The sequence below is a fragment of the Parabacteroides sp. PM6-13 genome, assembly GCF_029892605.1.
In the GTDB taxonomy this organism is placed as follows: Bacteria; Bacteroidota; Bacteroidia; order Bacteroidales; family Tannerellaceae; genus QVMG01.
On record NZ_JARXWF010000015.1, the window covers coordinates 75,977 to 102,887 of the forward strand.

23 protein-coding genes are annotated in these 26,911 nt (G+C 48.8%); 18 read left to right on the forward strand and 5 right to left on the reverse strand.

The features are described from left to right. Window positions 1-7 precede the first annotated feature (7 nt). Entirely contained in the window at window positions 8-1,024 is a 1,017-nt protein-coding gene (locus M2134_RS13545) for an AI-2E family transporter (protein WP_280751589.1), read from the forward strand. 90 nt (window positions 1,025-1,114) lie between these two features. Here M2134_RS13545 and M2134_RS13550 read toward each other — a convergent pair whose 3' ends face one another. Together M2134_RS13550 and M2134_RS13555 are read right to left on the reverse strand one after the other, a co-directional pair. Next, window positions 1,115-3,934: a putative LPS assembly protein LptD gene (locus M2134_RS13550; RefSeq protein ID WP_280751590.1), complete on the reverse strand. Its 2,820-nt coding sequence runs from the start codon at window positions 3,932-3,934 to the stop codon at window positions 1,115-1,117. Between the two features lie 16 nt (window positions 3,935-3,950). Further along, window positions 3,951-4,490: an HD domain-containing protein gene (locus tag M2134_RS13555; protein ID WP_280751591.1), complete on the reverse strand. Its 540-nt coding sequence runs from the start codon at window positions 4,488-4,490 to the stop codon at window positions 3,951-3,953. Between the two features lie 652 nt (window positions 4,491-5,142). On the opposite strand from M2134_RS13555, the gene M2134_RS13560 reads away from it, so the two are divergent. The 17 genes from M2134_RS13560 (at window position 5,143) to M2134_RS13640 (ending at window position 23,951) form a co-directional block, all read left to right on the forward strand. After that, window positions 5,143-5,697, forward strand: a complete 555-nt coding sequence (locus M2134_RS13560) for a DUF4255 domain-containing protein (protein WP_280751592.1) — start codon at window positions 5,143-5,145, stop codon at window positions 5,695-5,697. 3 nt (window positions 5,698-5,700) lie between these two features. Beyond that, window positions 5,701-6,369 carry a hypothetical protein gene (locus tag M2134_RS13565; protein WP_280751593.1) on the forward strand — a complete coding sequence of 223 codons (669 nt, stop codon included), beginning with the start codon at window positions 5,701-5,703 and terminating at the stop codon, window positions 6,367-6,369. A gap of 15 nt (window positions 6,370-6,384) precedes the next feature. Continuing rightward, window positions 6,385-7,944 carry a phage tail sheath C-terminal domain-containing protein gene (locus M2134_RS13570; RefSeq protein WP_280751594.1) on the forward strand — a complete coding sequence of 520 codons (1,560 nt, stop codon included), beginning with the start codon at window positions 6,385-6,387 and terminating at the stop codon, window positions 7,942-7,944. Between the two features lie 39 nt (window positions 7,945-7,983). Next, a complete protein-coding gene (locus M2134_RS13575) occupies window positions 7,984-8,436 on the forward strand; it encodes a phage tail protein (RefSeq protein ID WP_280751595.1) in 453 nt (150 codons plus the stop codon). 3 nt (window positions 8,437-8,439) lie between these two features. Beyond that, window positions 8,440-8,916 (forward strand): phage tail protein, encoded by a 477-nt coding sequence (locus M2134_RS13580; RefSeq protein WP_280751596.1) that lies wholly within the window; start codon window positions 8,440-8,442, stop codon window positions 8,914-8,916. Continuing rightward, complete coding sequence (locus tag M2134_RS13585) at window positions 8,916-9,080, forward strand: hypothetical protein (protein WP_280751597.1); 165 nt, start codon at window positions 8,916-8,918, stop codon at window positions 9,078-9,080. Before M2134_RS13580 ends, M2134_RS13585 begins: the two co-directional genes overlap by 1 nt. After that, window positions 9,077-9,715: a hypothetical protein gene (locus M2134_RS13590; protein WP_280751598.1), complete on the forward strand. Its 639-nt coding sequence runs from the start codon at window positions 9,077-9,079 to the stop codon at window positions 9,713-9,715. Before M2134_RS13585 ends, M2134_RS13590 begins: the two co-directional genes overlap by 4 nt. A 9-nt stretch (window positions 9,716-9,724) precedes the next feature. Next, window positions 9,725-11,494 (forward strand): type VI secretion system tip protein VgrG, encoded by a 1,770-nt coding sequence (gene vgrG / locus M2134_RS13595; protein ID WP_280751599.1) that lies wholly within the window; start codon window positions 9,725-9,727, stop codon window positions 11,492-11,494. A 95-nt stretch (window positions 11,495-11,589) separates the two neighbouring features. After that, window positions 11,590-11,889, forward strand: coding sequence for a PAAR domain-containing protein (locus M2134_RS13600; protein WP_280751600.1), 300 nt, complete (start codon window positions 11,590-11,592; stop codon window positions 11,887-11,889). Between the two features lie 19 nt (window positions 11,890-11,908). After that, complete coding sequence (locus tag M2134_RS13605; protein ID WP_280751601.1) at window positions 11,909-12,304, forward strand: GPW/gp25 family protein; 396 nt, start codon at window positions 11,909-11,911, stop codon at window positions 12,302-12,304. Continuing rightward, entirely contained in the window at window positions 12,305-15,607 is a 3,303-nt protein-coding gene (locus tag M2134_RS13610; RefSeq protein WP_280751602.1) for a hypothetical protein, read from the forward strand. An 11-nt stretch (window positions 15,608-15,618) separates the two neighbouring features. After that, entirely contained in the window at window positions 15,619-16,314 is a 696-nt protein-coding gene (locus M2134_RS13615) for a hypothetical protein (protein ID WP_280751603.1), read from the forward strand. 25 nt (window positions 16,315-16,339) lie between these two features. Next, window positions 16,340-17,740, forward strand: coding sequence for a hypothetical protein (locus tag M2134_RS13620; RefSeq protein ID WP_280751604.1), 1,401 nt, complete (start codon window positions 16,340-16,342; stop codon window positions 17,738-17,740). Then, window positions 17,737-19,959, forward strand: a complete 2,223-nt coding sequence (locus M2134_RS13625; protein ID WP_280751605.1) for a contractile injection system tape measure protein — start codon at window positions 17,737-17,739, stop codon at window positions 19,957-19,959. The genes M2134_RS13620 and M2134_RS13625 overlap by 4 nt, the downstream gene beginning before the upstream one ends. Window positions 19,960-19,991: 32 nt before the next feature. Further along, window positions 19,992-20,645, forward strand: coding sequence for a discoidin domain-containing protein (locus tag M2134_RS13630; RefSeq protein WP_280751606.1), 654 nt, complete (start codon window positions 19,992-19,994; stop codon window positions 20,643-20,645). 12 nt (window positions 20,646-20,657) lie between these two features. Then, on the forward strand, window positions 20,658-22,607 hold the full coding sequence (locus M2134_RS13635; protein WP_280751607.1) for a DUF4157 domain-containing protein: 1,950 nt from the start codon (window positions 20,658-20,660) through the stop codon (window positions 22,605-22,607). Window positions 22,608-22,613: 6 nt separating this feature from the next. Continuing rightward, on the forward strand, window positions 22,614-23,951 hold the full coding sequence (locus tag M2134_RS13640) for an ATP-binding protein (RefSeq protein WP_348525046.1): 1,338 nt from the start codon (window positions 22,614-22,616) through the stop codon (window positions 23,949-23,951). Here the strand turns inward: M2134_RS13640 and M2134_RS13645 are convergent. From M2134_RS13645 to M2134_RS13655, 3 genes are read right to left on the reverse strand one after another with little or no spacing between them, the layout of a single operon-like run. Further along, the gene (locus M2134_RS13645) at window positions 23,914-24,513 is read right to left on the reverse strand and encodes a ribonuclease HII (protein ID WP_280751609.1); all 600 of its coding nucleotides are present in this window, start codon (window positions 24,511-24,513) and stop codon (window positions 23,914-23,916) included. The two genes, M2134_RS13640 and M2134_RS13645, sit on opposite strands and share 38 nt — an antisense overlap. Before the next feature lie 2 nt (window positions 24,514-24,515). Next, window positions 24,516-24,905, reverse strand: coding sequence for a VanZ family protein (locus M2134_RS13650; protein WP_280751610.1), 390 nt, complete (start codon window positions 24,903-24,905; stop codon window positions 24,516-24,518). A gap of 14 nt (window positions 24,906-24,919) precedes the next feature. Next, window positions 24,920-26,134, reverse strand: a complete 1,215-nt coding sequence (locus M2134_RS13655; RefSeq protein ID WP_280751611.1) for a cysteine desulfurase — start codon at window positions 26,132-26,134, stop codon at window positions 24,920-24,922. Window positions 26,135-26,911 lie beyond the last annotated feature (777 nt).

A 26,911-nucleotide genomic window follows, 5' to 3' on the forward strand; every position in this document is an offset into this window, starting at 1 on the left:
TTTTTTTATGAATTTGAAAGAACAATATTGGCGCATCTCCTTAGTCGCCCTGATTATTTTATTAGGTTATGTCCTGTTTCAGTATATGCAGCCGTTTATGGGAGGAATCCTGGGTGCATTCACTATCTATGTGCTTGTGCGCAAGCAAATGCTTTACCTCACAGAGAAAAAGCATGTCCGTCCCAGTTGGGCGGCGCTTCTTTTGTTGGGAGAGGTTATTCTGGTTGTTCTTGTGCCGCTTTCGTTAGTCCTTTGGCTGATTATCAACAAATGGCAACACTTCAACCTCGACACCGCCATGATTGTCTCGGCGGCTCAGCACGTGGCCGACTTGGTACAGGAGAAGATTGGTTATAACATATTGAATACCGACAACCTGATCTCCGCCGTCTCCGTATTGCCGAAGATCGGGCAGTCGCTGGTGGGCAGCATAAGCGGCTTTTCCATCAATATGATCGCGTTGATCTTTGTCTTGTACTTCATGCTGGTGAGTATCCGTCCTTTCGAAACCTATATTATGTCACTGCTTCCCTTCAGCAATCGGAACAAACGACGGGTGGTGAATGAGATCTACCTATTGGTGAAATCCAATGCGATCGGTATTCCGCTGTTGGCGGTTATTCAGGGAGGTATCGCCTTGATAGGATATTATATCTTCGGGGTACCCGAACCGATTATATTTGGTGTGATCACCTGTGTGGCTACCGTCATTCCCATTGTCGGCACCGGGTTGGTATGGGGACCGTTAGCTATCTACCTGGCGCTTACCGGCGAGTGGTTCAATGCGATCGGGCTGTTGGCTTTTGGGCTGTTGGTGGTATCTAATGTAGACAATATGATTCGTTTCGTACTTCAGAAACGGTTGGCAGACACCCATCCATTGATCACCATATTCGGGGTGATTATAGGGCTTTCCATGTTTGGCTTTATAGGCATCATCTTTGGTCCGATCCTGATTGCTATCTTCCTGCTTTGTGTAAATATCTTTAAGGAGGAATTCTTGGACAGTAAAAAAAGTGATTAGTGGTTAGTGGTTAGTGGTTAGTGATTAGTGGTTAGTGGTTAGTAAATTTCTTTACTACTAAACACTAATCACTAACCACTAATCACTAACTCAATACCACTGCTGTGCATCGCGATAGTTGCTGCTCTGATTGTATTTCAAGTCTTTCAACAGAGAGGAGCTAACGGCGATCGAGAAGGAATAGGATTTATAAGGTCCGACCGGCATAAAGCTGGCCGACATCTGGAAGCAGTGCAGGTCGCGTGTGATATTACAACTCAGGTTGGTGATCTTCTTCGCGTCGAAATTGTAGGTAGCGTTGAAGTTAAAGCGCCAGTTCTTCGTCGGCTGGATATTCCCGTTGAAGGTCAGGTTATGCGTCAACCCATATTTGTATTCCAAGCGTTTCTCATCGATCTTCTGCGTATCGTAGCCCAGGTTCATGGAGTAGTTGATCGTAAAGCTCCAGGGTATCTGGGTAATCAGGTAGCCATCGGCATCCCGTTCGCCCACCTCCTGCTTCTTGCCTAAGAGACGTCCGCCGCCCTGTTGATCGCCACCCTCCATACCAGGCTCGCCTCCCAGCTGATCAGGCGATGTCATACCATCGCCCTGTTGGGAGTCGCCGCCGCTTTCGCCTTTAGAGGAGTCTTTCTTGCCGCCAAACAACTTTTTGAATGTATCGTTATTGAAGGTATAATTGAAGGAGGTACCTGTGCGTTGCAAGCGTCCCAGGCCGCGTCCGTTCATCACGCGCAGTTTATCCACCTTGCGCAAGCCGGTGACATTCCCTTCCGAGTCTCTGATCGCTTCGTTCATGTAGGTGTCGAAGGTCATATTCAGGTTGAGGGTATAGGCCTTCCCGAATTTAATACGCAGGTTGGCATTGAAAGACTGGCTCCACTTAAAGGAGTCCACCGCCATATTATAGCCAAATCCTGTCAAGGAGAATTTATCAATCAGGCTGACTTTCTTTTCCGCGATCGAATCGTTCTTCGAGGCTACCTTCATCTCCAGGTTGTTGTCGAGCGAGAAGCTCACCATGCCCGACTTACCGGTCGGCGGCACCCCGTAGATCCCATGGCGGAAAGGCGAGTATTCGTAGATCTGCTCTTCGCCCTGGTTATTGACATAGGAGTAGCGCTCCATAAACCCAAAGAGCGGATCACCGAAGTCGGGGCGATAGGATACACTCACAGAGGGCTCCAGGCGATGACGTATCATCTGGATACCGGTCAGCTTCTTCAGGAAAGCCACCGGCGTGAAATCCCCGTATATCGTGGTCGATGCTGAGAGCGATGCGTTGAAGTCATACAAGCGATAGAAGCCCATCGTCGTATCGGCCGGCGCCATCTTCTGTGCAATCGGATCGTAAGTCTCTGTGATCTTGCTGGTGTACCAACGCTCCGTATAGTTAAATGAAGGGCTGATATTGATATAATTGAACACATTGAAATTGGCGCTCACCGGAATATTATGCTTCATCCCGTTCTTCCAGTCTTTCAACAGGCTCGATTCCATCAACAGGTATTCTTTGGTATTGATCGTGTTACGCATATACCCCGAATAACTCATCGAGATCTTTTCATACCATCGTTCCTTGCCCACCGCGTTTTTCCGTTTGAAAGGATAGATACGCGACATGGTGATCGAGATATCCGGCAGGGTAACCGCCAACATCGAGTCGCGCGTTTGCTGGTTGACGCTGAATGTGGCCGCAACCGTGAACGGGCTGTTCGGGAAGCGTTGTGTCAGGTTGATCGTCGACCCTTTATTATTCTGCGAAGCATCCGAATAGCCATTGCTGCCGGGATAAAAACTACCGATCTCATTGCGGTGATAAGAAGAAGTGGCAAAATTCACACTGGCGGAGAACGAACGGAACGGGTTCATCTTCGCATCCTGTGTGTGGCTCCATTTTATCGAGAAATCCTTACTCTTCGTATAATCGGGCATGCCTTTGTCGCCTTCCACATTGACGGCGTACGATAGGTCGAAATTACCCGAGAACTTATAGCGCTTGCGGTAGGTCGAACGGGCATTGACGCGCCACGATCCTTTGGTATAGATATCCCCCGTCAGCGCCAGGTCGACATAATCGCTCAGCGCGAAATAGTATCCCCCGTCGTGCAGGTTGAAACCACGTTTCGATTCATCCCCATACGAGGGCATAATGATACCCGAGGAATATTCGCTGGTGAAGGGGAAAAAGGCAAAAGGTAGAGCCACCGGCAGCGGCACATCTTCGATCACCAGATAAACCGGCCCGGTTACAATATCTTTATTCGGGCGCACCTTTGCCTTGGTCATCTGAATATAGAAGTGAGGATGGTCGTGGTGGTCGCAGGTGGTATATTTCCCCCCGACCATATTGAGGGCGTCGGTCTCTGTCTTCTTGGTACGGTCGGCAATCACATAGCCTTCGCCCTGCTGGGTCACCACATGGGTGATATATCCTTTGCGCGTCTTGAAGTTATAGCGCATTGTCTTGCCTTCGTATTGTTGATCGCCCTGCGAGAAAAGAGGATAGCCGAACTCATCACCGATGGAGTCGACCGCGAATTTGGCATACACCTGGCTGCTGTCCATATCGATATCGATCGCTTCCGATTGCAGTTCGATATTCTGGTATTTCACATTTGCCTCGCCGAACAGGTAAGCCATATTGCCGGCTGTCATCACGATGGAGTCCTTCGCCGAATAGATCACCGGCGCTTCCAGCGGACTTTTGCGAGCCGGAATCGTATCGGCAGCAATCGTATCGCCCACCGTGACATAGACCGAGTCGTCCGGCAACACCGTTCCCTCCGGGGATATCACCTCCTGAGCCCGGGCAAACAGCGTCCCGGCAAGGAATATACACAGGTATGTTACTAATCTCCTCTTCAAATTGTCAATCTCTTCGGTCTGCAAAGGTATAATAATTTTCACGACCCCCTTTGTAGAATTAGCCTAAAAAGAGTTTACACCAGTACTTAAAACGCTCCACGCCATCTTGTCCGTATCGTTCCAGACTCCGTATAGCCTTATCGACGGAACGTTCTTTATCGAGTTTTGTCTTGCTGAAGAACTTATCGGCAAAGCAGATCAACTGCTCCTCCAGGCTAATAGGCTGCATATCGCGGTGCGGAATGGGCAGGTTGCGCCCGATGATGGTCTCCAAGGTGAGTCCGGTACCTGTATGCCGCTCACACACCAATGCGTGACGCGGATAACCGGCCTTCTCTACCAATTCAGCTCCCAGGTAACCATGGCAAATATACTCCGCGTCACCAAAACAACCCACCTCAGGCGCGTTGCATCGGAATATGCCTATGTCATGAAGCATCGCTGCCTCTTCTATAAAATCGGTATCTAACGCCATCTCCGGATGATTGCGGGCTATCGCCAGCGCTTTGTCGGCCACGCTCCGGCTATGTGTCACCAGTATACGGTAACCTTCGGAGTCAATCGGATAATATTGGGTAATCAGTTCAAACGGATCCATCTCGCTGTTATTATTGTACGCAAATATAGGAGTTTTAATTGTGATCCGCCTATGGAATCATTCGGAAATCAGCCCCTGTTTTTCGAAGGCGTAGAAGCAAATGTTAAAAACCAGTTTTTAAGCAAAAAGGCCGTTTTGCTTACAATCTCGTACGTTAAAAAGTGTTACTCGCAGGACTAATTTAAAATACCCCTACGTTTTTGCGCGAAAAGTCGGGCGGAAGTTTTAAATCGTAAGTTGAGGGGGTTGGCTATTTAGGGTGGGATTAACTTATTTTAAGAATATATGGTCTGAACCGGGATTTTGCTGATTTTTGGATTTACGGGATGTGATTTTTTGATTTGAAGTGATTATAAGAATCGCCCGTTTTGCCTTGGTAGAATCAATCATGAAAATCAACAAAATCAAGAATAATCACATCCCGGAAATTCCAAAATCAGCAAAACCCCGGTTCAAGACAATCCCCTGACAAACAGCCAAATAAACCAACCAAGGACACCCTATCCATCTAGTCGTCAATCACATTGTCTATCCCGTTTAGGCGATTGTGGTTATTTCGCCAAGATGTTTTGACGTACTGACCACTTAACGGAAATATTCTTGCTTAGCTTTGAATATCGGTACGAAAAAACAAATACACCCTCAATAACCTATGATTTACACCTGCCTTTCACACTTGTCCAGTTTACTGAATGAATACCTGGATAGCTACTACGAAACCATGGAAAACCAGGCGGAAGTAGGAGCGGTTCGATCGTTCTCGACGGTCGAGATCCCCAATAAGATCATTCTTTCGCTTATTAATATGGAACGCGAGACAGGCATCGGAAAGGCGGTGTCGTATCGATCGGCAGGTGACAACCAAGTGGTGCAGAACGCTACTTCCTGGTTTTTCAACCTGACCTTTCTGATGGCGGCGGTCTTTGATGAGAAGAGGTATGTCGAATCGCTGGAGAAATTGGCGACTTCAGTCGCTTTCCTACAGCAGAACAGTACGATCCGCCTCCAGAACAATTTCCGCTTCACCATCGAGCCGATCACCCTGAACATACAGGAATTGAGCAACCTCTGGGGCATTATGGGCGGACACCATTACCCGGCTTTCTTCGGGCGCATACGCCTGATCTCCTTCGACAGTGACCAGATCGACCGGGTGGCAGCCCGCATCCTTCAACCGGATACGCAAACGACACCAAACAAGGAATAGACGATGGAAAACTACCAGATCATACTAAAGGTGGTCATCACCCACAGCTATTTCCCGGATGGAGTCTGCCGATCGCTCGATCTCTACCCGACACCGGAGAGCAAGCAGTTGTTCCTGCGTCGCCAGATGGTATGTAAAAAGATCAAACCCAACGAATGGGTCTTCCTGCAGGCGGCCAGCTCCGACGGATCGTTCCGCGATACGGACGAGCAACTCTCCCTCTGTCTGGAATCGACCGACCCTTCCTTCTCGCTCTACACCCGGTTGGAAGAGGCATTTGAGACAGGCCGTGTTATCAAACAGCTGGATGTCACCCTGCCTGCTGTTCAGAAAGCACCGGTCGAGATAAACCATGTCTTCGAGGCGAAGAAGATGTTTTGGGTATATGCCCTGCTCCCACGCGTCGAAACAGGTCGGAAGCGGAATATCAAACTGATAGAGCTATCCGACAAAGTGGCGTTCGACAAAAAGGAATATGTCGTCTTATATGAGCGGACCGCGACGACGTTTCGCAGTAAGAAACAGATCCCACTATCCAATAGCTACCCGTTTCAGCTTCGCCTGTACGAAGAAAAGGAACATGGCGACAAATTATTGAGTCAATACATCCCCTTCCCACAACCGGAAGACACCAATAAAAACAATGAAATCATTACATACATTTATTACTAACTAAAAGAACAACCTATGGCAATCATGAAGACCCCAGGCGTTTATATCGTTGAGAAAAACGCTTTTCCCAATTCGGTGGTAGACGTTCCGACGGCAGTACCGGCATTTGTCGGTTACACTGAAAAAGCAGTGCAGGGCAATGAATCCCTGTTGAACAAACCTTTCCGCATCAGCTCGATGGCGGAATTCCACTCACACTTCGGAGGCGCTCCGACACCCGTATTCAAAGTAGCTAGGAAAGCGACCGACACACCGTCGGAAGTGGTGATCAGTGACACGGACTATATGCTGGTGGCTCCCACGAAACAATATACCTTCTATTACAACCTGCTTTTCTTCTTTGCGAACGGAGGAGGCCCGTGTTACATTGTTTCCGTAGGCAGCTACAAAGACAACGTAAGTGCCGACGCCTTCCTGGGTGGTATCGAGGCGTTGAAACGTGAACAGGAACCTACCATGCTGGTGATACCCGAAGCGGTCAACCTGCCGATCGACAAATGCACCTTGGTGCAACAGACCATGTTGATGCATTGCGGTTATGAGATGAGAAACCGGATAGCGATCCTCGACCTGAAGAACGAGAAAGACCCGGTGAAAACATTCCGCGAAGGCATTGGTAACAACCAGTTGGGATTCGGCGCCGCCTATTATCCTTGGCTGAAGACTTCGATCATTGGCGATAGCTACATCAGCGTATGCAACCTTGAATACGATGATATGCTGAAAGAAGCGCTGAAAACCGAGATCCAATACTGGGACGACGAAGAGGTGCTGGTGTTGGTAGATCGCATGGGATCAGCGAAGGCCGCTGCTCCGGCAAAAGCGACTCCGGCAGCCAAAGAGGGGGATGAGAAAGAAAAAGAAAAAATCACTCCGGCAGCCAAACCAGCCGACAACAAGAAGATCACAGAGGAAGAAAAATATTACCTCCATATGATCCTGTTGCAAAACTCAGCCATCTACAAAAACATCTTCGCTATTATCAGTAAGCAACTCAATTTCCTTCCTCCCTCCGCAGCGATGGCGGGTCTCTACACCATGACCGACAATACACGCGGTGTATGGAAAGCCCCGGCGAATATTTCGATCAACGGAGTAGTGGCTCCGGCTGTCAATATCTCTCACGCCGAGCAGGAAGACCTGAATGTGCCGCTATCGGGTAAAGCCGTGAACGCCATTCGCACCTTCACCGGCGAAGGTCTTAAAGTATGGGGTGCCCGTACCCTGGATGGCAACTCGTTGGATTGGCGCTATATCAACGTACGCCGTACGATGATCTACCTGGAAGAATCGGTGAAGAACGCCGCGCGCGCTTACGTATTCGACCCCAACACCGCCAATACCTGGGTGAACATCAAGAGCATGATCGGCAACTTCCTGAACAGCGTATGGAAACGCGGAGGACTGGCAGGCGCCACACCGGACGATGCCTATAGCGTACATGTTGGTCTGGGCGAAACCATGACAGCGGAAGATATCCTGGAAGGCATCCTGCGGGTAACGGTATTGGTAGCCATCTCCCGTCCGGCCGAATTTATCGAGATCACCTTCCAGCAACAAATGCAAAAGAGCTGAGCAAGAAAACAGAATTATATACATTAAAAAATAACAACTATGGCAGAAAAAGATAATAGCAATCAATGGCCCATGCCGGCTTTCTATTTCAAAGTAGAGATTGGCAGTATTGGCGAAATAGCCTTCAAAGAGGTTTCCGGACTGGGAACAGAGGCACAGGTCATCGAATACCGTCATGGCAACAGCCCCCAGTTCTCAACCGTTAAAATGCCTGGGCTCAAAAAGTCGGGCAATGTAACCTTCAAGAAAGGAGTGTTTAAAAAGGACAACAAATTGTTCAAATGGTTCGATTCCATTAAATTGAATACGGTAGAACGCCATCCGGTGACCATCAGCCTGCTTGACGAAGAGGGCAACCCGACCATGGTGTGGAAGCTCAACAATGCCTGGCCCGCGAAAATCACCGGGGTAAACCTCAAGTCAGATGGCAACGAGGCGGCTATCGAAGGCATGGAAGTGGTACACGAAGGCTTGACGATCGAAAACGCATAAAGCATGTCGGTAGATTCATCCGCAAATGACGTGGCATGGGCTCCTGCGGTGGCTTTCTATTTCAGAGTCACATTTCATGGGAAACCATCTATTTCCGATACCAACTTCAAGGAGGTATCGGGGCTAACAGTCGATATGGATGTAGAAACGGTAAAGGAGGGTGGAGAAAACAACTTCACCCACCAACTGCCGCTTCGGTTGAAGCATAACCGCTTGGTGCTCAAACGAGCCTTGGCGAAGATGGATAACGACTTGGAAAAATGGGTGAAAGACAACCTGGAAAACGGATTCTCCATCGGATTTACACCGCGTAACATCACCATCACCCTGTTGGACAGCGACGGTAAACCCTTTAGCCAGTGGTTGTGCAGCAATGCCTATCCCGCCAAATGGGATCTGAGTGTGTTGGATGCCGAGAAGAACGCGTTGGTCATTGAGACCTTGGAACTGAACTATAATCTCTTAAGTCGAACGCAATAATGGCCATTGTAATCAAAGAAATCCGGGTGGTGACCCATATAGAAAAGCGAAGAATCGAAGAGGAGACACTTTCTCCTGATTGGATGAAAAAGGTTCAACGCATGATTGAGGAAGAGAACCGGCGGCTTATCCGAAAAAATAACGAACAACAACGGGAACGATGATAGCAAAACTCAACATAGAGGTATATAAAAAATCGGATTATAGCAAGAAAAAGCATACGATCGAGCTTCAGATCAATCCGGAGGATTTCAAAGAGAGTAAATCCATCAGCTATGAGAAGAAAGACAATATGTCACCTGTCTATCAGCATCACGAACGCAATACGCTGTCGATCTCTTTTACCATCGATGGGACGGGCGTGGTTCCTTCGGCAGAACCGGTCGTTGTCAGTAAGAAAGTCAAAGAGCTGGAGGAGTATCTTTATGTGCCGTTCCTTGATGACGATACCATACAGACCTACTTTGTCCTCTTGAAATGGGGAGATCTGCATTTCAAAGGAAGACTGACGAAGATGGATGTGCATTATACCCTGTTTAAGCCCGACGGAGAGCCCTTGCGAGCCAAGGTGACACTCGAGTTTGTACAGACAGGAACCTTGGCTACGGTTGTTGTGAAAAAGAAAAACAAGCCGCCAAAGAAAAAACAGGTAAAGCCGCAGGAAGATGATACACTGATCTGCATCTGTTATCGCGAAACAGGAGAGACCACCAACGACACTAAGGTGGCCCGCGAAAACAATATGACCAGCATACGAGGACCCTTGGAATCCAGTCAAAATGTGAGTATACCCCAATAATAAAAACAAATGACAAACGACAACATATCCACCTGCGCGATCTATAGCAACGGAACGAAAATACCCGATTCATTCCAGCTTTCCCGCATCTCCATACACACGGAGGTGAACCATATCGGGAAAGCAACCCTTCGGCTGTACTCCGGCGAATCGGAAGTAAGCCCGTTTGTGATGAGCGACGCGGACACATTCAAACAAGGAACCGACATCCGGATCGGCATACAACGCGAGGAGAAAGAGGAGATTCTTTTTGAAGGGTTTGTCCTGTCCACGGAGATACAAGTCAGCCGGGAACAGGGGCATATACTGACGGTCGAATGCCGCCATTATGCTTACCTGACTACGCTCGGTCGCAAAAACGCGATCTTTGAGAACAGCAAAGACAGCGATATCATTAAACGTATATTCGCCAACTACAGCGATATCACACTAAAAGCAGCCAATACACAGATAAAACATATAGCCCTTACGCAGTATTATTGCACGGATTGGGACTTTGTGCTCTCACGGGCAGATGCGAATGGGCTGATCGTAATCACCTCCGGCAAAGAGGTGGTCGTGGAAGAGCCTAACATAACCGACAAACCGGTATTGGAAGTGTCACACGACACGGACTTCTTCGATTTCAACGCGACACTCTCCCTTTCCGATCAATATGCGGAGGTGAACACCGTTGCGTGGAACCATACCGAACAAAAGGTCATTCAGGAGAAGGCGAAACCGGCAGAATCGAACAAACAGGGTGACCTGTCGCCCCAAATGCTTTCTGCCCTCAACAAGAACAAGCTCACCTATCAGACCAACGCGAGCGTAGAAAAGGAATCACTCAAAACCTGGGCGGATGCCCTGGCACTGAAGGCAAGCCTGTCGCGCTACAAAGGACATTTCACCATCAGCGGAAACGCGGAGGTGAAGCCGGGCAAATTGATCACTATAAACGGCCTGGGCAAACGCTTTGACGGAGATGTCTTTATCGGTTCGGTGGAGCATATCCTCGATGAGCATCACTGGACAACCAGCGTTGGCATCGGGCTTTCCCGCTATCAGATCACCGAGCAACCCGACGTGATCGCCCCGATGGCTTCCGGCTTCCTGCCGGGCATTCAGGGGTTGCATATCGGAAAGGTGAAGCAGCTGATCAAAGACCCGACGCAAGAGTTTCGCCTATTGATCGAGATTCCGCTCCTCAACGGGGAGAAGAACGAGATATGGGCACGGTTTGCCTCTCCCTATGCCGGCAAAGAACGGGGCATCTTGTTTGTTCCGGAGATCGAAGACGAGGTGTTGATCGGTTTTTTGAATAATGATCCCTGTTATCCGGTGGTATTAGGCAGTTTGTATAGCAGCAAAAACCTGCCACCAGTGGAGTTGACGGAGAAGAACGATCTGAAAACAATCGTTACCCGCGAGAAGCTGACCATCGAAATGAACGATAAAGACAAGATCATTACCGTGCATACGCCGGCGGGCAATAAGATAGAGATCAACGATAAGGATAAGTTTATTCAGATCGCGGATCAAAACAAAAACTGCCTGTTGATGGACAGCAACGGCATCAAGATGCAATCGGAAAAAGACATCATCCTCAAAGCCAAAGGCAATATCCAGGTAGATGCCGTTTCCAAAATAGATATAAAATCATCCTCTTCGGATATCGCGATGGATGGGACGAACGTAAAAGCCAATGCCAAAGTAAACCTGACACTGAAAGGAAATATGGCAGAGCTTTCCGGTTCCCTCAAGACCACGGTGAAGGGGGGGATGGTGATGATTAATTGATAATGGATAATGGATAATTGATAACAAATAACAGATGATGGATAGTGGATAGTAAATAATTATCCATTATCCATTATCAACTAACAATTAAAGAAGTGCCTCCAGCAGCCAGAATAACAGATATGCATGTATGCCCGATGCAAACACCGGGTGTACCTCCCGTCCCCCATGTGGGCGGGCCGTTAGTAGGTCCCGGTGTGACCAATGTCATTATAGGGGGGCTGCCCGCTGCCGTAGTGGGTGATTCCTGTATATGCACAGGCCCTCCCGATACGATTGTGAAAGGGTCGGCCACCGTGATGATCGGAGGTAAGCCGGCAGCCCGTTTAGGCGATATGACGGCACATGGAGGCAGTATTGTTCTCGGTTGCCCAACGGTGATGATCGGAGGTTAAAAACGAATAAACAGCACGCATGGAGAAGAATAAGAATACATTCACGGAGAAAAGCTGGGGCTTTCCGCCCGAATTTGTCAAAGGGGAGAACCCGACCCGTATGGTGACTGGCGACGAAAATATAAAGCAAAGCCTTTATATTCTCTTCTCTACTCTTCCCATGGAAAGGGTACACCGTCCGGACTATGGCTTTTCTTTCAAAGAGATGCTGTTCGAACCCGCTTCGCTCACCACCCGGGTGCATATGGAAAAGAATATCGAAGAGGCGATCCTCCTGTATGAACCCCGGATCGAACTGGAACGGGTCGTCATCCGGGAAGCGGAGATCCTCGATGGGATCTGGCAGATACAAATCGATTACCGGGTATTGGAAACCAATACGGCGGATAGCTTTATCTATTCATTGAACGTGTAAATGAAGAATAAATTATACTACATAGACAGTCCCGGACGGGAAGCGTATATCGACAAGGCCTGCGCGCCGGAACCTGTTGAGGTACTGGATAGCGACTATTCCCGGTTGTTCGCCTCCCTGATGGAACAGGCAGAGACGGTTCTTTTCCCGCTGACGAATGGCGAAACGGCTACGTTCCCCGAACTGATGCGCTATCAGGCACTGTTTATTCTCGAGCAGATCAAGGCAGAACCTTCAACCGGCGATCCCGAAGAGATCGCGCGAAAGCTGTATGATTGGTATAAATGCCTTCGCCATAACCCGGACCTGAAACTCTATCAGGTGCTCGCCCATTTGCAGAAAAGCCATCAGCCGCCTGCCGAATCACTGAGCATCCTGCAGTCGGGCTATGCGGAGTTTCGCTATGAGATCGAACAGGCAGGCATCACCGATCCGGCATTAGCCACACTGGATCTTTTTATCCGCCATTACAGCCAGGTTGTCTCCCGGTTCAACCCGATTTGGAAAAGGCTTTCCGAGTTTTATGTCTGGAACATCCTGCACAAAAGACCTTATTCCGCTATCCCGGATCAGACCTGGGTGGTGGTGAACAAACGGGAAGAGGCCGACGATATCATGATCCCCGAACAGACTCCTTTTGTGGCGGGCAAGAACGACGATGGAACCGATTTCTGCTATTATAGTACGGAAGAGGTGGCCGTTACCCGACTGAAGCTGGAATCGGTCTCTTCGATCCTCTTTAAGCAGGAAGAGATGTATGTCGACAATAAAAAGCTTCGCTTTGTCAACACAATCCTGAAGAAAAGTATTCATACCGATGCCTACCAGGAGCCGGAGACCCTCTTCGATCTTCATGCCAAAAGGGGGGAGAAGCATTTCTTTGTCACCTCGGGACTGCGAATCGAATCGCCTATGTTCCAGTTGCAGGAGGGCTACCGTACCGTATCTCTCCATCTCTACCTGACACCCGACTCGGTTCAGTTCTTCCGCCGGTACGCGACCGACTTCTCCGGTGATATCGAGCGAGAGAGGAATATCTATTACCGCCTGCTCAATAAAGCTTTCTATTTAGAGATCAGCACCGAAGAGGGCTGGCGTAACATACCCTCCTACGAGGTCAAATACGTGTCCGAAGAACTGGAAGACTACTTGGCGCTCTCCTTTGTGTTGGATTATGATTTCCCTGTCCCGCAGCCGTGTGTGGAACAACGGCACGGGGTCGATAGCTGTATGCCCGCCTTGAACATCCTGATCAACCGGGACGCACCGATATTCCCCTATTCCTGGGCCAGCAAACTCTATTTCTCCCGCCTCTGCATACAAAACGATGTCAAAGGAATCACCTCCCTGGAGGTGTACAACGAGAATGGACAACAAAACACCCACTCCTCCTTCTTCCCCTTTGGCGTACAGGCGGAGCGGAGCTCCTGGATGATAGCCGGATACAAAGAGGCATTCTGCAAACCGCTGACCGAGGTGGCTATCACCTGCAAATGGCAACAGCTGCCTGATATCGACGGCGGATTTGAGAGTTATTACGCGGATTATGGCAAGCGCATCACCAACGAATCGTTTCGTGTGCGCACCGAATACCTGAAAAATAAAAACTGGACGCCTACCTCTTCGGAGAACACCCCCCTGTTTGCTACCTCCTCCCGGCAAAGATATCTCCTACCCGAGAGTCGGATCTCTTGGCCTCTGAATAAGAATATGCCCGTATTGACCGGAGTAGCTGCCGATAACTACCGATATGGAAGTGTGAACACCGGCTTTATCCGTATGGTACTGGACGAGCCCGATTGCGGGTTTGGCGCTACGCTCTATCAGAACCTGTTTGTCAATAACCTGATCAAACGGGGAAACAAAGAAGAGATTACGCTGTTGCAACAACCGTTCGTCCCGACAATCGACAATATGGAAATGCAATACCAGGCGGAAGAGTCAATCACGCTCTCCTCCCGGGAGATGGCAGGCAATACACGGATATACCATATCAGCCCGATCGCTACCAAAAACAACCGGCCGATCAAAGGAGACTCTTTTGTCTTGGTCGATGGTCCCCAGGAAGAGGGATTCCTGCAATTCGCCTTCTCTCAGGCAACGGGGTATGACACGATCCGCATCTTCGCCGAATTGATCCCTTCCAAGGAGGAATTCGATAAACAAAGCCTCTCATCTATCTGTTGGTTCTTCCATGATGGGAGTCAGTGGGTGCCATTGAATGAGGAGGCGGTCGTGCGCGACTCGACCGGCAATTTCCTGAATAGCGGTATCATCGAATTGCGCCTGCCGACAAGGATACAATCCTCTTACCTGGATGAAGAGGGACTTTTCTGGCTATATGCCGCTTTCCCGAAGAATCATTTGAACTACCCTACCATATATGGAATCTTTCTGCATGTGATCCCTCTCCGGGCTGAACTGAATAATCTGCCGGGCAATCCGTCGGGAACGGAAAGCCTTCCTGCCGGCACCATCCAAAATACGCAGCGTGCCATTCCGGGCATTAATAGCATTATGCAACTGAGAAGTAGCCTGGGCGGAACGGAAAAGGAGTCCCTGAACGGGATGCTGTTTCGTTCGTCTAACCAGGCACTGTTCCGGAAAAAACCGGCTACGGCGGAGGATTATGAGCGCTTTGCGTTGGAATTATTTCCTTTCCTCAGCAAGGTGAAATGCTTCCCGGCATGTGACACAAAAAACAACGACAGAAAAGGGGTGGTCACCTTAGTCGTCATGCAGGAACAACCCGATGGCAGGCTCCCTTTATGCCCCTACAACCAGTTGTTCGATATCGAAGATAAGCTTCAACAATATGTGAATCCTTTCGTGATCATCGACGTGATCAATCCGGTTTTCGAGGAGGTCATCGTCCGCAGTAATATCACCCTGCGCCCCGGAACCTACCAGAGTCCCTTCTTGAAGAGGCTGCGCGGTATGCTCAATAGCTATATCGCTCCCTGGTTGGAAAGCGGGACATTGCCGGTGTTTGGGCATACCATTACGGTGAACGAAGTGAGAGAACTCCTGGAAGATCAACCGGAGATCGAGACCGTGCACCAGCTTTCGCTGATTGTCGTCATGAACTCCATCATAACGAATGGCCTGGAGGGCTCCGAAAACAGGAAAATCCTCGAATTCACCGAAGAAAAAGGAGATGTTCCGATCCGGGCATCCCACCCCTGGTACATACAGGTGCCATCGAAAGAACACCTGTTGTTTACCTGCTCGCCCGAAGACTACACCAAGGAGTTTGGAACCGGCGAATTAGAAATAGATAATACATTCATCATTAAAACATAAATTCAACTACAATGAAAGATTTTACCAAACAAAAAACGCGCGACGAACTGAAGAAATACTTCGGAGCCGGCCAGAAGCCAACCTCGGAAGACTTCGCGGATCTGATCGATTCGATGGTCAATATTGTTGACGACCATATCGCGGGAAAATTAGAATTAGCTACGGAACAAGAAAACGATGCCGCCATTGAGTTCAAGAAAAGAGTCATCGACAAACAGCCGGTCTGGAAGATTGCCATGGACAAAAACGAATGTCTGATCATCCGGGGCGGACAGGACGATACGAAAATACTCACCCTCCATCCCGACAAAAAGATCGAGTTGGGCGCGGGGAATGACGTGATTGTCAGCGGAAGCCTCTGCGCCAACTCCCTGCTCGGAAGAGCGGCAGGCTCGGGGAAGTTCGCGGCCGATGGACAGTGGCACGATCTCATCGCCGGCTCGAAAGGACCGAAAGCCTATGAGATTATTGCCGGATGCGAGACCTTCAACAACTATAACTTTGCCTTAACGAAGGTGGTCGCTACGCAGTTCGATAACAGCCCCATTCGGGTGCGCAAAAGAAATTTCAGCTGGAAAACGATCGGAGCCTCCAAGATTCAGATCAAATGGTTCCCGAAAGAAGATGGATGCGTGTTGCGCATACGTTCACACAAGAACCTGGGGAGCAACATTATGATGGACGTTTACGTCAACGAAATCTATTAAAAAGCGAGAAACCTATTTTAACAGTATGATAGACATCCGACAGGAAGAAAATACCGAGCATTTGTTTCCTATTCTGCAAAAGGATACTGGGGAGAGACTGCAAGAGCTTTCGGGGAAGATATGGACTGATTTTCATGCCCACGACCCGGGTGTGACGCTGAATGATGTCCTGAATTATGTATTAACCGATGTCGATTACAAGCTCCACTACAACCTGGAGGACTATCTCAACACGGAGCAGCAGCCCTTTTCGCCCGAAGAAATAGGCCTGTTAAGCTCCACCGCCATTTCCGATTCCGAGCCCATCACACCCGCGGAATACACGCAACTATTCCTCGCGCAGATACAGGAATTGAAGACACTGAAAATGTCCCCTGCCCGATCCGGCCGCCTGGGAGTATATGATATCCATGCGCAGGCGCATCCGTCAGTTCCTCCCGGCGACTATGAAAGCATCCGGGAGAAGATAAAAGAACTGTATTACAACCACCGGAATCTATGCGAAGAGCTGGATGAGGTTGAATTGTCGGTGGCAACCCGAACCAATGGGCGTCAACACCTACCGGACATCAATGCCTATCTCGACAATCATCTCTCGGATTATCCGCAAGGCTCCTACCGGGCTATTTTCAATCATTACCCGGCGCGGCATGACCTGCCTCGGATCTATGGCGTAAACGACTGGGGCATCTCCAAAGACAGTCCGCCCGAGCGCGTACGACAGGCGGAACAACTGAAGGCATACCTCGGTTTGTTCGATGAATTGGTGGAAATGGGCCTGCGAGAGTTGCAAGATGCGCCCCGTTGGTTTCGGCTGGACACGCAGCTTCCCCATAAAAGAGGGGTCGAGCTCAAGAAGAAATTATTGAATAACCTGGATAAGTTATACGGGGTGAATAGCCATCCCGACTTTCTTTTGACACCGGAAGGCGAACCGGAAGAGCCCGAGAAAGCGCTGACGCGCCGGACTGAGTTCCTGAAACAGGTACCCCACTGGGGCAAAGACAAACACAAGGCCTCTTTCCTGAACGCCGGCGAATATTGGGGATTAGAACGATACATCCGCACATTGCTCGGCTTGACCAATCGGGAAGAACTTACTGTGGTGGAACATATCTTCTTCCGCCACCTAACAGAGCCTATCCGTAGCGAGAATTATGTGCCGCCGGTGTTCCCTATAGAACTAAGCCTGACAGTTTTGGTTTATGGAGAAACGCCACGCATGAAGGACAACCGCTTCCGGGAAGGATTGGAGACATTGATTTACCAACGCATCCCGGCACACCTGGATGTCACCGTGCAATGGCTTGACAAGGAGGAATCCGCTCGGTTTAAGACCTTGTATGAGGCCTGTAAAACCGGCTTTGCCGAATGCGACGCGGAGCATTTAAAAGAATTTATCATACAAATGCGGGAACGGAAATGATTACGATCGACACACTTTCTATGGATTTTCGGATGGAAAACCTATCCTTCGCCCATGAACTGTATGGGGGATGGGATTCTTTTTGCCGACATTCCGTGGAAAAGGTGATCGATGATATCTTGGACAGGTACGACAGAGAGAATGAGGTGATAGAGATAAACGGCCTCGATCTGGAGATCGGGCCGATTGCCGAAGAGGAGTTTTACGAGAAATTCCCAATCCTTTTGGCTCGCGCCTTACAAGAGAAATTCACAGCTCTTCTCCACAAACAACAGGATCCTTTTCAGCAGGAGATACGCGTCATTCCACAAAGCTTTCATGAAAAGGAACTCTTCCTGTTTTTTCTTTTGAATGGTTATTTTCCTTCGGGCATGGTAGTCACAGCCAATGAAAACCGGTCGTCGACACTTCTACGATCCATCTTGCAAACCCAAGAGAAGCCGGGCATACGGGAGATCCTTGCCGAACAATGGCATCACAGCACCCTCTTCCGGAAGCGCTTTGTGATGCAATATGTCGATCAGGAATTGGAGGAGGTCACCGAACAGCTTCTGCCAAGCGAGAGTTCTTTCGTTGTTGCATACACCCGGACGGTGATTCAGACGCAACCCACGTCGGAATATCATCAGATAGCGCAAAGCGATTACCGGACGGTTGTTTGGCTGTTCGTGCTGTCTTACCTCTTGTATGATGGGAGTAGCGCTTTCTCGCGCAAACAGTTCATACATAAAACGCTTTCCGATCTGGCGGCTCATTACAACCTCGACAAAGAGATGTTATTGCGCTCCCTCAGTCTTTACCTAAAGAAGGCAAGTGATACGGAAAGCCATCAAACCTTATTGACGCTCTTATCCGATATCGGGGAAGAATTAGCTGTCGGAGAAACTCCATTTTCCCCGAATTCACCGGACGAAAAGGCTATTTTCGATCAAGAAAAAGAGAATCAGAAAGAGTTGTCTTTGCAACGAATAAAGCAACAGAAAGAACAACTGGAAGAGAAACAGAAAGAACAACAGAAAGAGCAACAACAACAACAACAACAACAGGAAGAAAAGAGGCTTCTCGAGCAAGAAAGACTAACTCCCTCACTCGGAAAACAGCATAGCGGAAACGCTTCGGCAACTGTTTCTGCGTCGGATTCAATGGAAGAAGGCAGAATACAAAAGGATCGGACTCCGGATAGTCAAGCCATAGAGAGAGCAAATAAGATGGGCGGAGAGAAGGATACGGAAGATATCATACAAAAACAAAAGAATAAAGAGACGCCTTTCGCAGCGAAGGATCTTATGAATACGGACGATCCCGACGAGGAGAAAGAAAAGAATATCGGGGTGGATAGCCTATGTAAAGAAGAGATTGAAGAGAAAGAGGCTATCAATCTCAAGGAAATAGAAGGAATAGAAGGAGAGAATTATCCTGTCAACTCCCCATCTTCAAAAGAAGAAGACGACGGTGAAGAAGAAGAAAAAGAAGGGAAATACGAAAAATACGAAAAAGAGACTGCTGCCAAACAAGCGAACGCGAATGCGAATGCGAACGCTAACACGAATGCGAACGCTAACACGAACGCTAACACAAACACAAACAACAATGTAAAGAAAAACCGCCTGGCCTTTAGTCGGGAGGATATACAGGATAAAGAGGCGTTCAAATGGATATCTTCCCCTTCGTTGAATGCGAAAGAGGCCAATCAATCGGTTGAAACCGACAGGCGTATCCATATTGAAAATGCCGGATTGGTATTGCTTTCCCCTTTTATCTCTCCCCTGTTTAAGCGGTTGAGCTATATCGAAGAGGGGCAATTCGTCCACATAGAAAAGCAGATACAGGCGATCTTCCTGTTGCAACACTTGCTCTATCCAAACGAAGAGAAATGGGCGGAGTATGCCTTGCCGCTCAATAAACTATTGACCGGCTTCCCACTTACGGAGGAGAGCCTGCCCGTATCGGTGGAGATTTCCCAACACGAAGCGGAGACCTGCGAATCATTGCTTACCGCATGCGGGCAGCAATGGGAGAAGATGAAAAACACCTCTTTGCAGTCTTTGCGCGAGGCGTTTCTGATACGCGACGGCATATTAGAGCAAAAAGAGAACGGATGGCATCTGACAGTCGAAGAAAAGGCGTACGATCTGCTGTTGGATACAATCCCCTGGAGTTATACGCCCATCCGCTTTCGCTGGATGGAAGCACCATTATTTGTGAAATGGAGACAATAAATAGATTGATTAATAAATTAAAATTTAACACGATGAAAAAGGTAAGTATTCTATTAAGTATGTTGTTCCTGACGCTGTCGTTGGCAGCACAAAACAACGCGGAGACAAACAAGCAGCCAGCTCCGAAGGTTCTTAGTCACAAGGCTACGGTCGTTTATGCCAAAAACTCTACGGAACAATGGTCCGCGTCAAGACTGTTCTCAGGTGAAACCGCCGAACTGATCGAAGATCATTGGGCAGAGAAAGGACCAAACCCCGAGTTTATTATCGACCTGGGGAGGATGTGTATGATTTCCGAATTCCGGATTATCGACTCCAAGGCTTTGCGTAAGAACTTTCCCAATATCTCCGATTATTTCATTTATGTATCTGAAACCATCGACAAAAAGGATCCCTTGCAAACGACCTGGACCCAGGTGGTAAACGCTGTGGGGCAGGATGAGGACTATAAACGTAACTCCATCACGCCGACCAAAGGGCGTTATGTTCGTTTTATGGCTAAACTACCTGCCAAAGATACTGTCCGTTTGTATCGTTTCGAGGTGTGGGGCGATGATAATGTTGTCCCAGGAGTGGTTGAAAAGATAAAAAACAATAACAACTGGATATGGATAAGCCTTCTGGTACTGATCGTACTTGCCGGAGGTGCCTTCTTCTTTTTCAAGCGGAAAGAATTCCGTATCTAAAACCATCGCCTTATGAAAACCCAGGAGAAAAAGCCTGAAGCGGTTTCACATACGTTGCAGGCCAAGAGCGGAAAAACCCATCAACCGCCTGCAACCGCTGTGTTGCAGGCCTACAAAGAGGGTGTTATCCAGCGTGAAGCAAACGAGGAGGAAGAACCTCTGCAGATGAAAAATAACCAGACCGGCCTGCCCGACAACCTGAAGTCGGGCGTAGAGGCGCTCTCAGGATATAGTATGGACGACGTGCGTGTGCATTTCAACTCTTCGCAACCCGCCCAATTCCAGGCCCTGGCATACACCCAGGGCACAAATATCCATGTAGCGCCCGGTCAGGAACAACACCTGGCCCACGAAGCCTGGCACGTTGTCCAGCAAAAGCAGGGCCGCGTCCAGCCGACGATGCAAATGAAAGGCATCAACGTCAACGACGACGAAGGACTGGAACGCGAGGCGGATGAGATGGGTATGGAGGCGATGAGCGGAGGATTCAGTGGCTCTTTGCAAAGGAAAGCGGTAGGGAATCAGGCGGGCTGTATGCAGCGAAGGCCGATTCCTCAGGGACCTCGGAACAGAAATGTTAGTAATTTTATAAAACAAAAATATTCTAAAAACTACAATAATGGCTTAGGGCACTTTAATGCTCTTTATAATCCTAAAGCGAAAACATTAAACATTACTCTTCCGGTTCATTTTCCAGTGACACCCGGTGTTCAAATAGCCACAGAAGAAGGGCGAGCAATTTTTGACGGAGCCATGCCGCCAACTTATAAAGCAAAATTCAAAGAAGCTGTTCGAGACAAATGGAGTAGAAAACACCTTATTACAACAACAGCCGAACGCAATTCTGCAGAAACTGGGAGCAATCTTTGGCAATCGAAATTAAATCCGGTTACTGTGTACGTTACAGTTGAAGAAAAAGCGAATCCCGGTGAATCATATTTTTCAATTAAACATAACAACTCTATAGGTTTTAGCAATGTTAGCCAAAGTGATTCAGGAGAAGGTACAGTACATTTAGCAGAAGGAGCTTATCATCAAACACTCATAAGCCAAAATCCTCAAGATCCAAGAGTCAATCCTTATATGATAAAATTAGGAGATAAATTCAATACCTACGCACATGAAGCAGGGCACATGTTCGGACTCGATGATGAATATCAGGTAAGAGAAGATAATTTTAGTTGGAAATTGAGCGATGGAGGCTTTAAGGCTTACGATGAGATTGCGCGAAGAACTGTTGAACAGCCAAATACAAATAAATATATCCGCTTCAATTTTAGAGAGAGTGAATTTATGTTGATCGATCTCGATATCTTTAAAGAAACTGGCTTTTGGGAAAACACTTCCCCAAGACAAGCACTCATAGCACCTCCTCTACCCATTCCTTCTATTTTAGGGAATACACCTCTATATTACTCATTAAATAATACATATTATAGAGAACACTCTAGATTTCACAGAGAAAAACTCAATAGTAGTCAAACTGAGTGGCAGCATCCGGTTACGGATCAAAATATATCTCTAATTGAAAGAAATAGAGGATTTATCAACGGGAATATACAATCTCCTATTACTATATTAAATACAACAGACGGTCTGCTTTACTGTAACAGTACTAATGTCCCATTAATGTTATGGAAAAAAGAAGGCAACCTTTGGTCTCGATATAATGACCCTGTTGAAAACAAACAAGGTGATTATTCCGCTATAAGAGGGTTCCATACCACACATCATGCCCTAACAAGTCAAATTATTGGAGAAAATTATGCTAATTTGTTGGCGGTTATGGATAATGAACTTTTGTGGAATGACTCCTTAATGGCCGCAGGAGAGTATATAAGGAGGCGTCACTACGTCACCTTTGTCGACGCTCTTGTTCAAGGTATTCAGATTGTTTACAAAGTAGCGGAAGATCAAGATCCCAATGCCCCAAATCAAGTAGAAGACTGGACTATCGGATAACCCCCTATGCACCCCCACACCCTCTACCTCCACCGTGTCTTACACACTCTCCTGTCCCTTTACTTGGGGCAGGAGAGTGAGTATGCCTCTATGCGTGATATACCTTTGCCGGAGAGTCGGTGGTTGGAGGAGGTGTTGCCGGGGCAGGAGGTAAACTTTGAGGAGCGGGTGGTGTTGCTACTTGCCTTGATGCCGCATATTCATCCGCAGACATTGGATCTGTTTTTTATTCAGAATAAAAACTTCGATCGCCCCTTTACTGAGTTTGGCGGATGGAAGGGACTCTCGCATGGCGGCTTCCTTCCGACCGGTGAAACCGCGGTTTTTCTGCTTTCCGGGCAGGAGGCGGAGAGGCGCGGGGAGGTGATACGCTTGTTTGATAAGGATCATTGGTTTTACACCCGCGACATCCTGCGCCTGGAAGGGCATGCGTCGGGCGAACCGCTACTGAGCGGGCGGTTGGTCGTTTCGGACGATTTCCTCTCGCGCATACTCTACGGACGGGAGTTTCATCCCGATTACAGCACGAACTTCCCCGCCAAACGCATCACTACCCGGCTGGCCTGGGACGATCTGGTGCTTCCGTATAATCTTTGCGAAGAGTTGAATAACATATCCACCTGGCTAAAGAACGAAGAATCTATCCGCCAGCGGTGGCAACTCGACCGTATTATCAAACCCGGTTTCCGCTGCCTCTTCTACGGCCCTTCGGGAACGGGAAAGACCCTGACCGCTACCCTGTTGGGCAAGCGCAACGCGATGGAGGTCTACCGCATCGATCTCTCGATGGTTGTCTCCAAATATATCGGTGAAACCGAGAAAAACCTTGCTGGCATATTCGACCGGGCGGAACATCGCAACTGGATTCTTTTCTTCGATGAGGCCGACGCCCTGTTCGGCAAACGCACCCAGACACAATCATCGAACGACCGCCATGCCAACCAGGAGGTAGCCTACCTCTTGCAGCGGGTGGAAGATTTCCCGGGCATGGTGATTCTGGCCAGCAATATGAAAGAGAATATCGACGACGCCTTCCTGCGCCGTTTCCAGTCGGTGCTCTATTTCCCCGTGCCCGACGAACGCCTGCGCCTGCAGCTTTGGCAAAAGATGATACCGGCGGAATGGATCGGAAAGAACGAAGATTTGCTTTCTTACGCCGCCTCTTTCACACTTTCCGGCGGCAGCATGGTCAATGTCATTCAACACTGTGCCATCAAACTCAGCCAACAACCCACCCCGCTCCTTACGTCGGAGATACTACGCGCGGCGATCGTCAAAGAACAGGCGAAAGAGGGGAAGAATATACCTAAAAATCCAACGTCAACTGCTCCGGTAATAAGGTGAATGTTTTCCGGTGAAATGGGGAAATTCCGATGCGTCGGATCGCTTCGCGGTGGGCGCGGGTAGGGTATCCATTGTTCTTCTCCCACTCATACCCGGGGTATTGCCGCGCCAGTTCATCCATATAATCATCGCGATAGGTCTTGGCAAGAATGGAAGCAGCCGCGATCGGCAGGTATTTGCCATCGCCTTTGACCACCGTGGTATGTCCGATGCCCGGATAGGGTGTGAAGCGGTTGCCATCGATCAAGAGGTGATCCGGCTGTAGCTTTAACTGTTCGATCGCCCGGTGCATCGCCAGGAAAGAGGCATTCAGAATATTGATGCGATCGATCTCCTCCGGCGTGACCACCCCGACAGCCCATGCCAATGCCTGCTCTTCGATGATTGGTCGCAGGGCATACCGTTTCTTCTCGCTCAGCTGCTTGCTGTCGTTCAGTTCCTCGCAGGCAAAATCCTTCGGCAAAATCACCGCGGCGGCAAACACCGCGCCTGCCAGGCATCCACGTCCGGCCTCATCACAACCGGCTTCAATTCTCAGGGGGTCTATGTATGGTAAAAGCATTCTTAATTCTTCATTAAAAGCGGCCTTAAAATGTACCAGGCAATGGCTGTCGCCGTAAGCACTCCCGCACTGTTTGCCAGGAAATCGAGCCATTCGCCACCCCGGTAATGGGTGAGGTATTCCTGACCAATCTCCACCAGCCCGCTAAAGAGGATAGGGCAGAGGGTTGCTCCGATCAGTCCTCGGCGAAAGCGCACTTTCTCCTTCCGGTGGTTCCAAAGAAACTCCAGCCATAAAACGCCCGATAGTCCGCCATACATACAAAAATGCACCAGTTTATCGATCCCCGCGAAAAGAGGAATCGTGAGGCTGGGCGGCTTAAAGAAGGAGAGGTAGACCACTACCAGAAGCACCGCCAGCGAGAAAGGATACGTACGGATATAATACCACATCGCAGGAGGGGAGATTAAAACATCTTACGCACACGTTCAATTCCTTCCGCCAGGATGTCTATCTCCTCTTTCGTATTGTAGAACGCGAAAGAGGCCCGCACCGTACCCTCAATGCCGAAACGTTGCATCAGCGGCTGCGCGCAATGATGGCCCGTACGCACGGCAATGCCCAATCGGTCGAGCAACATGCCCATATCGTAATGATGAATATCGCCAACTAAGAACGAAATCACACCACTCTTCTGCTCCGCTTCGCCGAATATACGCATGCCGTCGATCTCTTTCAGGCGTTGGGTCGCGTAGGTCAACAACTCATGTTCGTAGGCCGCGATCTTGTCGATCCCGATGGCCGACACATAATCGAGCGCTTCCGCCAGTGCCGTGCTGCCGATATAATCGGGTGTTCCGGCTTCAAATTTATAGGGTAGTTCATTGAATACCGTCTTCTCGAATGTCACCGTCGCGATCATTTCTCCTCCTCCCTGATAGGGGGGGATGCGGTCGAGCCATTCCTCTTTGCCATATAATACACCCATGCCTGTCGGGCCGTAGATCTTATGGGCGGAGAAGGTATAAAAGTCAGCATCCAGCTCCTGCACATCCACCGCTATATGAGGCACCGACTGGGCACCGTCGATCAGGACAGGCACCTCCCGACCATGCGCCTCCGCGATGATCTCTTTCACCGGATTGATCGTGCCCAATACGTTGGAGACATGAGTGACCGATACCAGACGGGTGCGCTCGGAGAACAACGCGCGGTAGGCGTCCATATCCAGTTCGCCCCGGTCGTTGACAGGTATCACCTTGATAGCAATCCCCTTGCGAGCCGCTTCCAACTGCCAGGGAACGATATTGGAATGATGCTCCATGACGGAGACAATCACCTCATCGCCCGCCTGCATACATCCTTCGGTAAAGCCGGAAGCCACCAGATTGATTGCCTCGGTTGTTCCCCGGGTGAAGATAATCTCGTTGGAAGAACGAGCATTCAGAAAACGCTGTACCGTGCGGCGCGCCCCCTCATGGGCTTCCGTCGCCTCCTGGCTCAGAAAATGCACGCCTCGGTGCACGTTGGCATTGACATTGTAATAACCGTTTTCGATCTTCTCCACCACCTGCCGGGGTTTCTGCGTTGTCGCCGCATTATCCAGATAGACAAGTTGTTTATCATAGACCTTCTTGGAAAGGATCGGGAAGTCTTCCCGTATTTTGTTTATATTCAACATATTTCCTTCATTTTACCATGGCAAAGATAGCTATTTAAGCGCAAGTGAAGGAATCTGATGGGAGATTTTGCCGAAATCCGGCTTTGAAAGGGCTAAAATCAGTCCATATTTTGATGAATAGACAATCGTTTTCCGAAGGATGTAGAGGTAAATGTTAAAATACAAAATGTAAGCAAAAAACGCATTTTGCTTTACAATATGATACGTTAAAAAGTGTTACTCGCCTGACTAATTTTAAATACCCCTACGTTTTTGGAAAAATAGTCGGGCGTTTTTGACAAAATGTCAATCGCAGATCGCTTAGCCGAAGGCGTAAAGCAAAATGACTTTAAGGGCTTTGAGGTCTTTGAGGCCCTCAAAGACTTTAACGCCTCCCAAATTAGGAATCTTCCAATTTTGGAAAGATTGAAGATTTTTAAGTGAGGATTTTAGCGACAAAGACTCTCCTCCTTGGTCTCCCTCCACCCCGCCCTACGGGCACCCCTCCTCAGGCAGAAGGGGAAAGAGTACCTGAACGAAGTGAGGGGGAGGTGGTTGGTATATTATATGTCATTGGATGTCAATAAATAGAAAAAGGATCCAACCACCTCCCGGCTCGTACCTCGCCGTACTCCTCCTTCTCAAAGGAGGAGAGTCTTTGTCGCTATGTTTGTGTATCTCTTTATCTTCCAATTTTGGAAAATTTGAAGGAACGGAGATAAAATGGCTGAAAGCCACAATGGGCCTGAAGGGCCGAGTCCCGGAGGGACGAAGACTTAGCCCACGGGTAAGCAGACT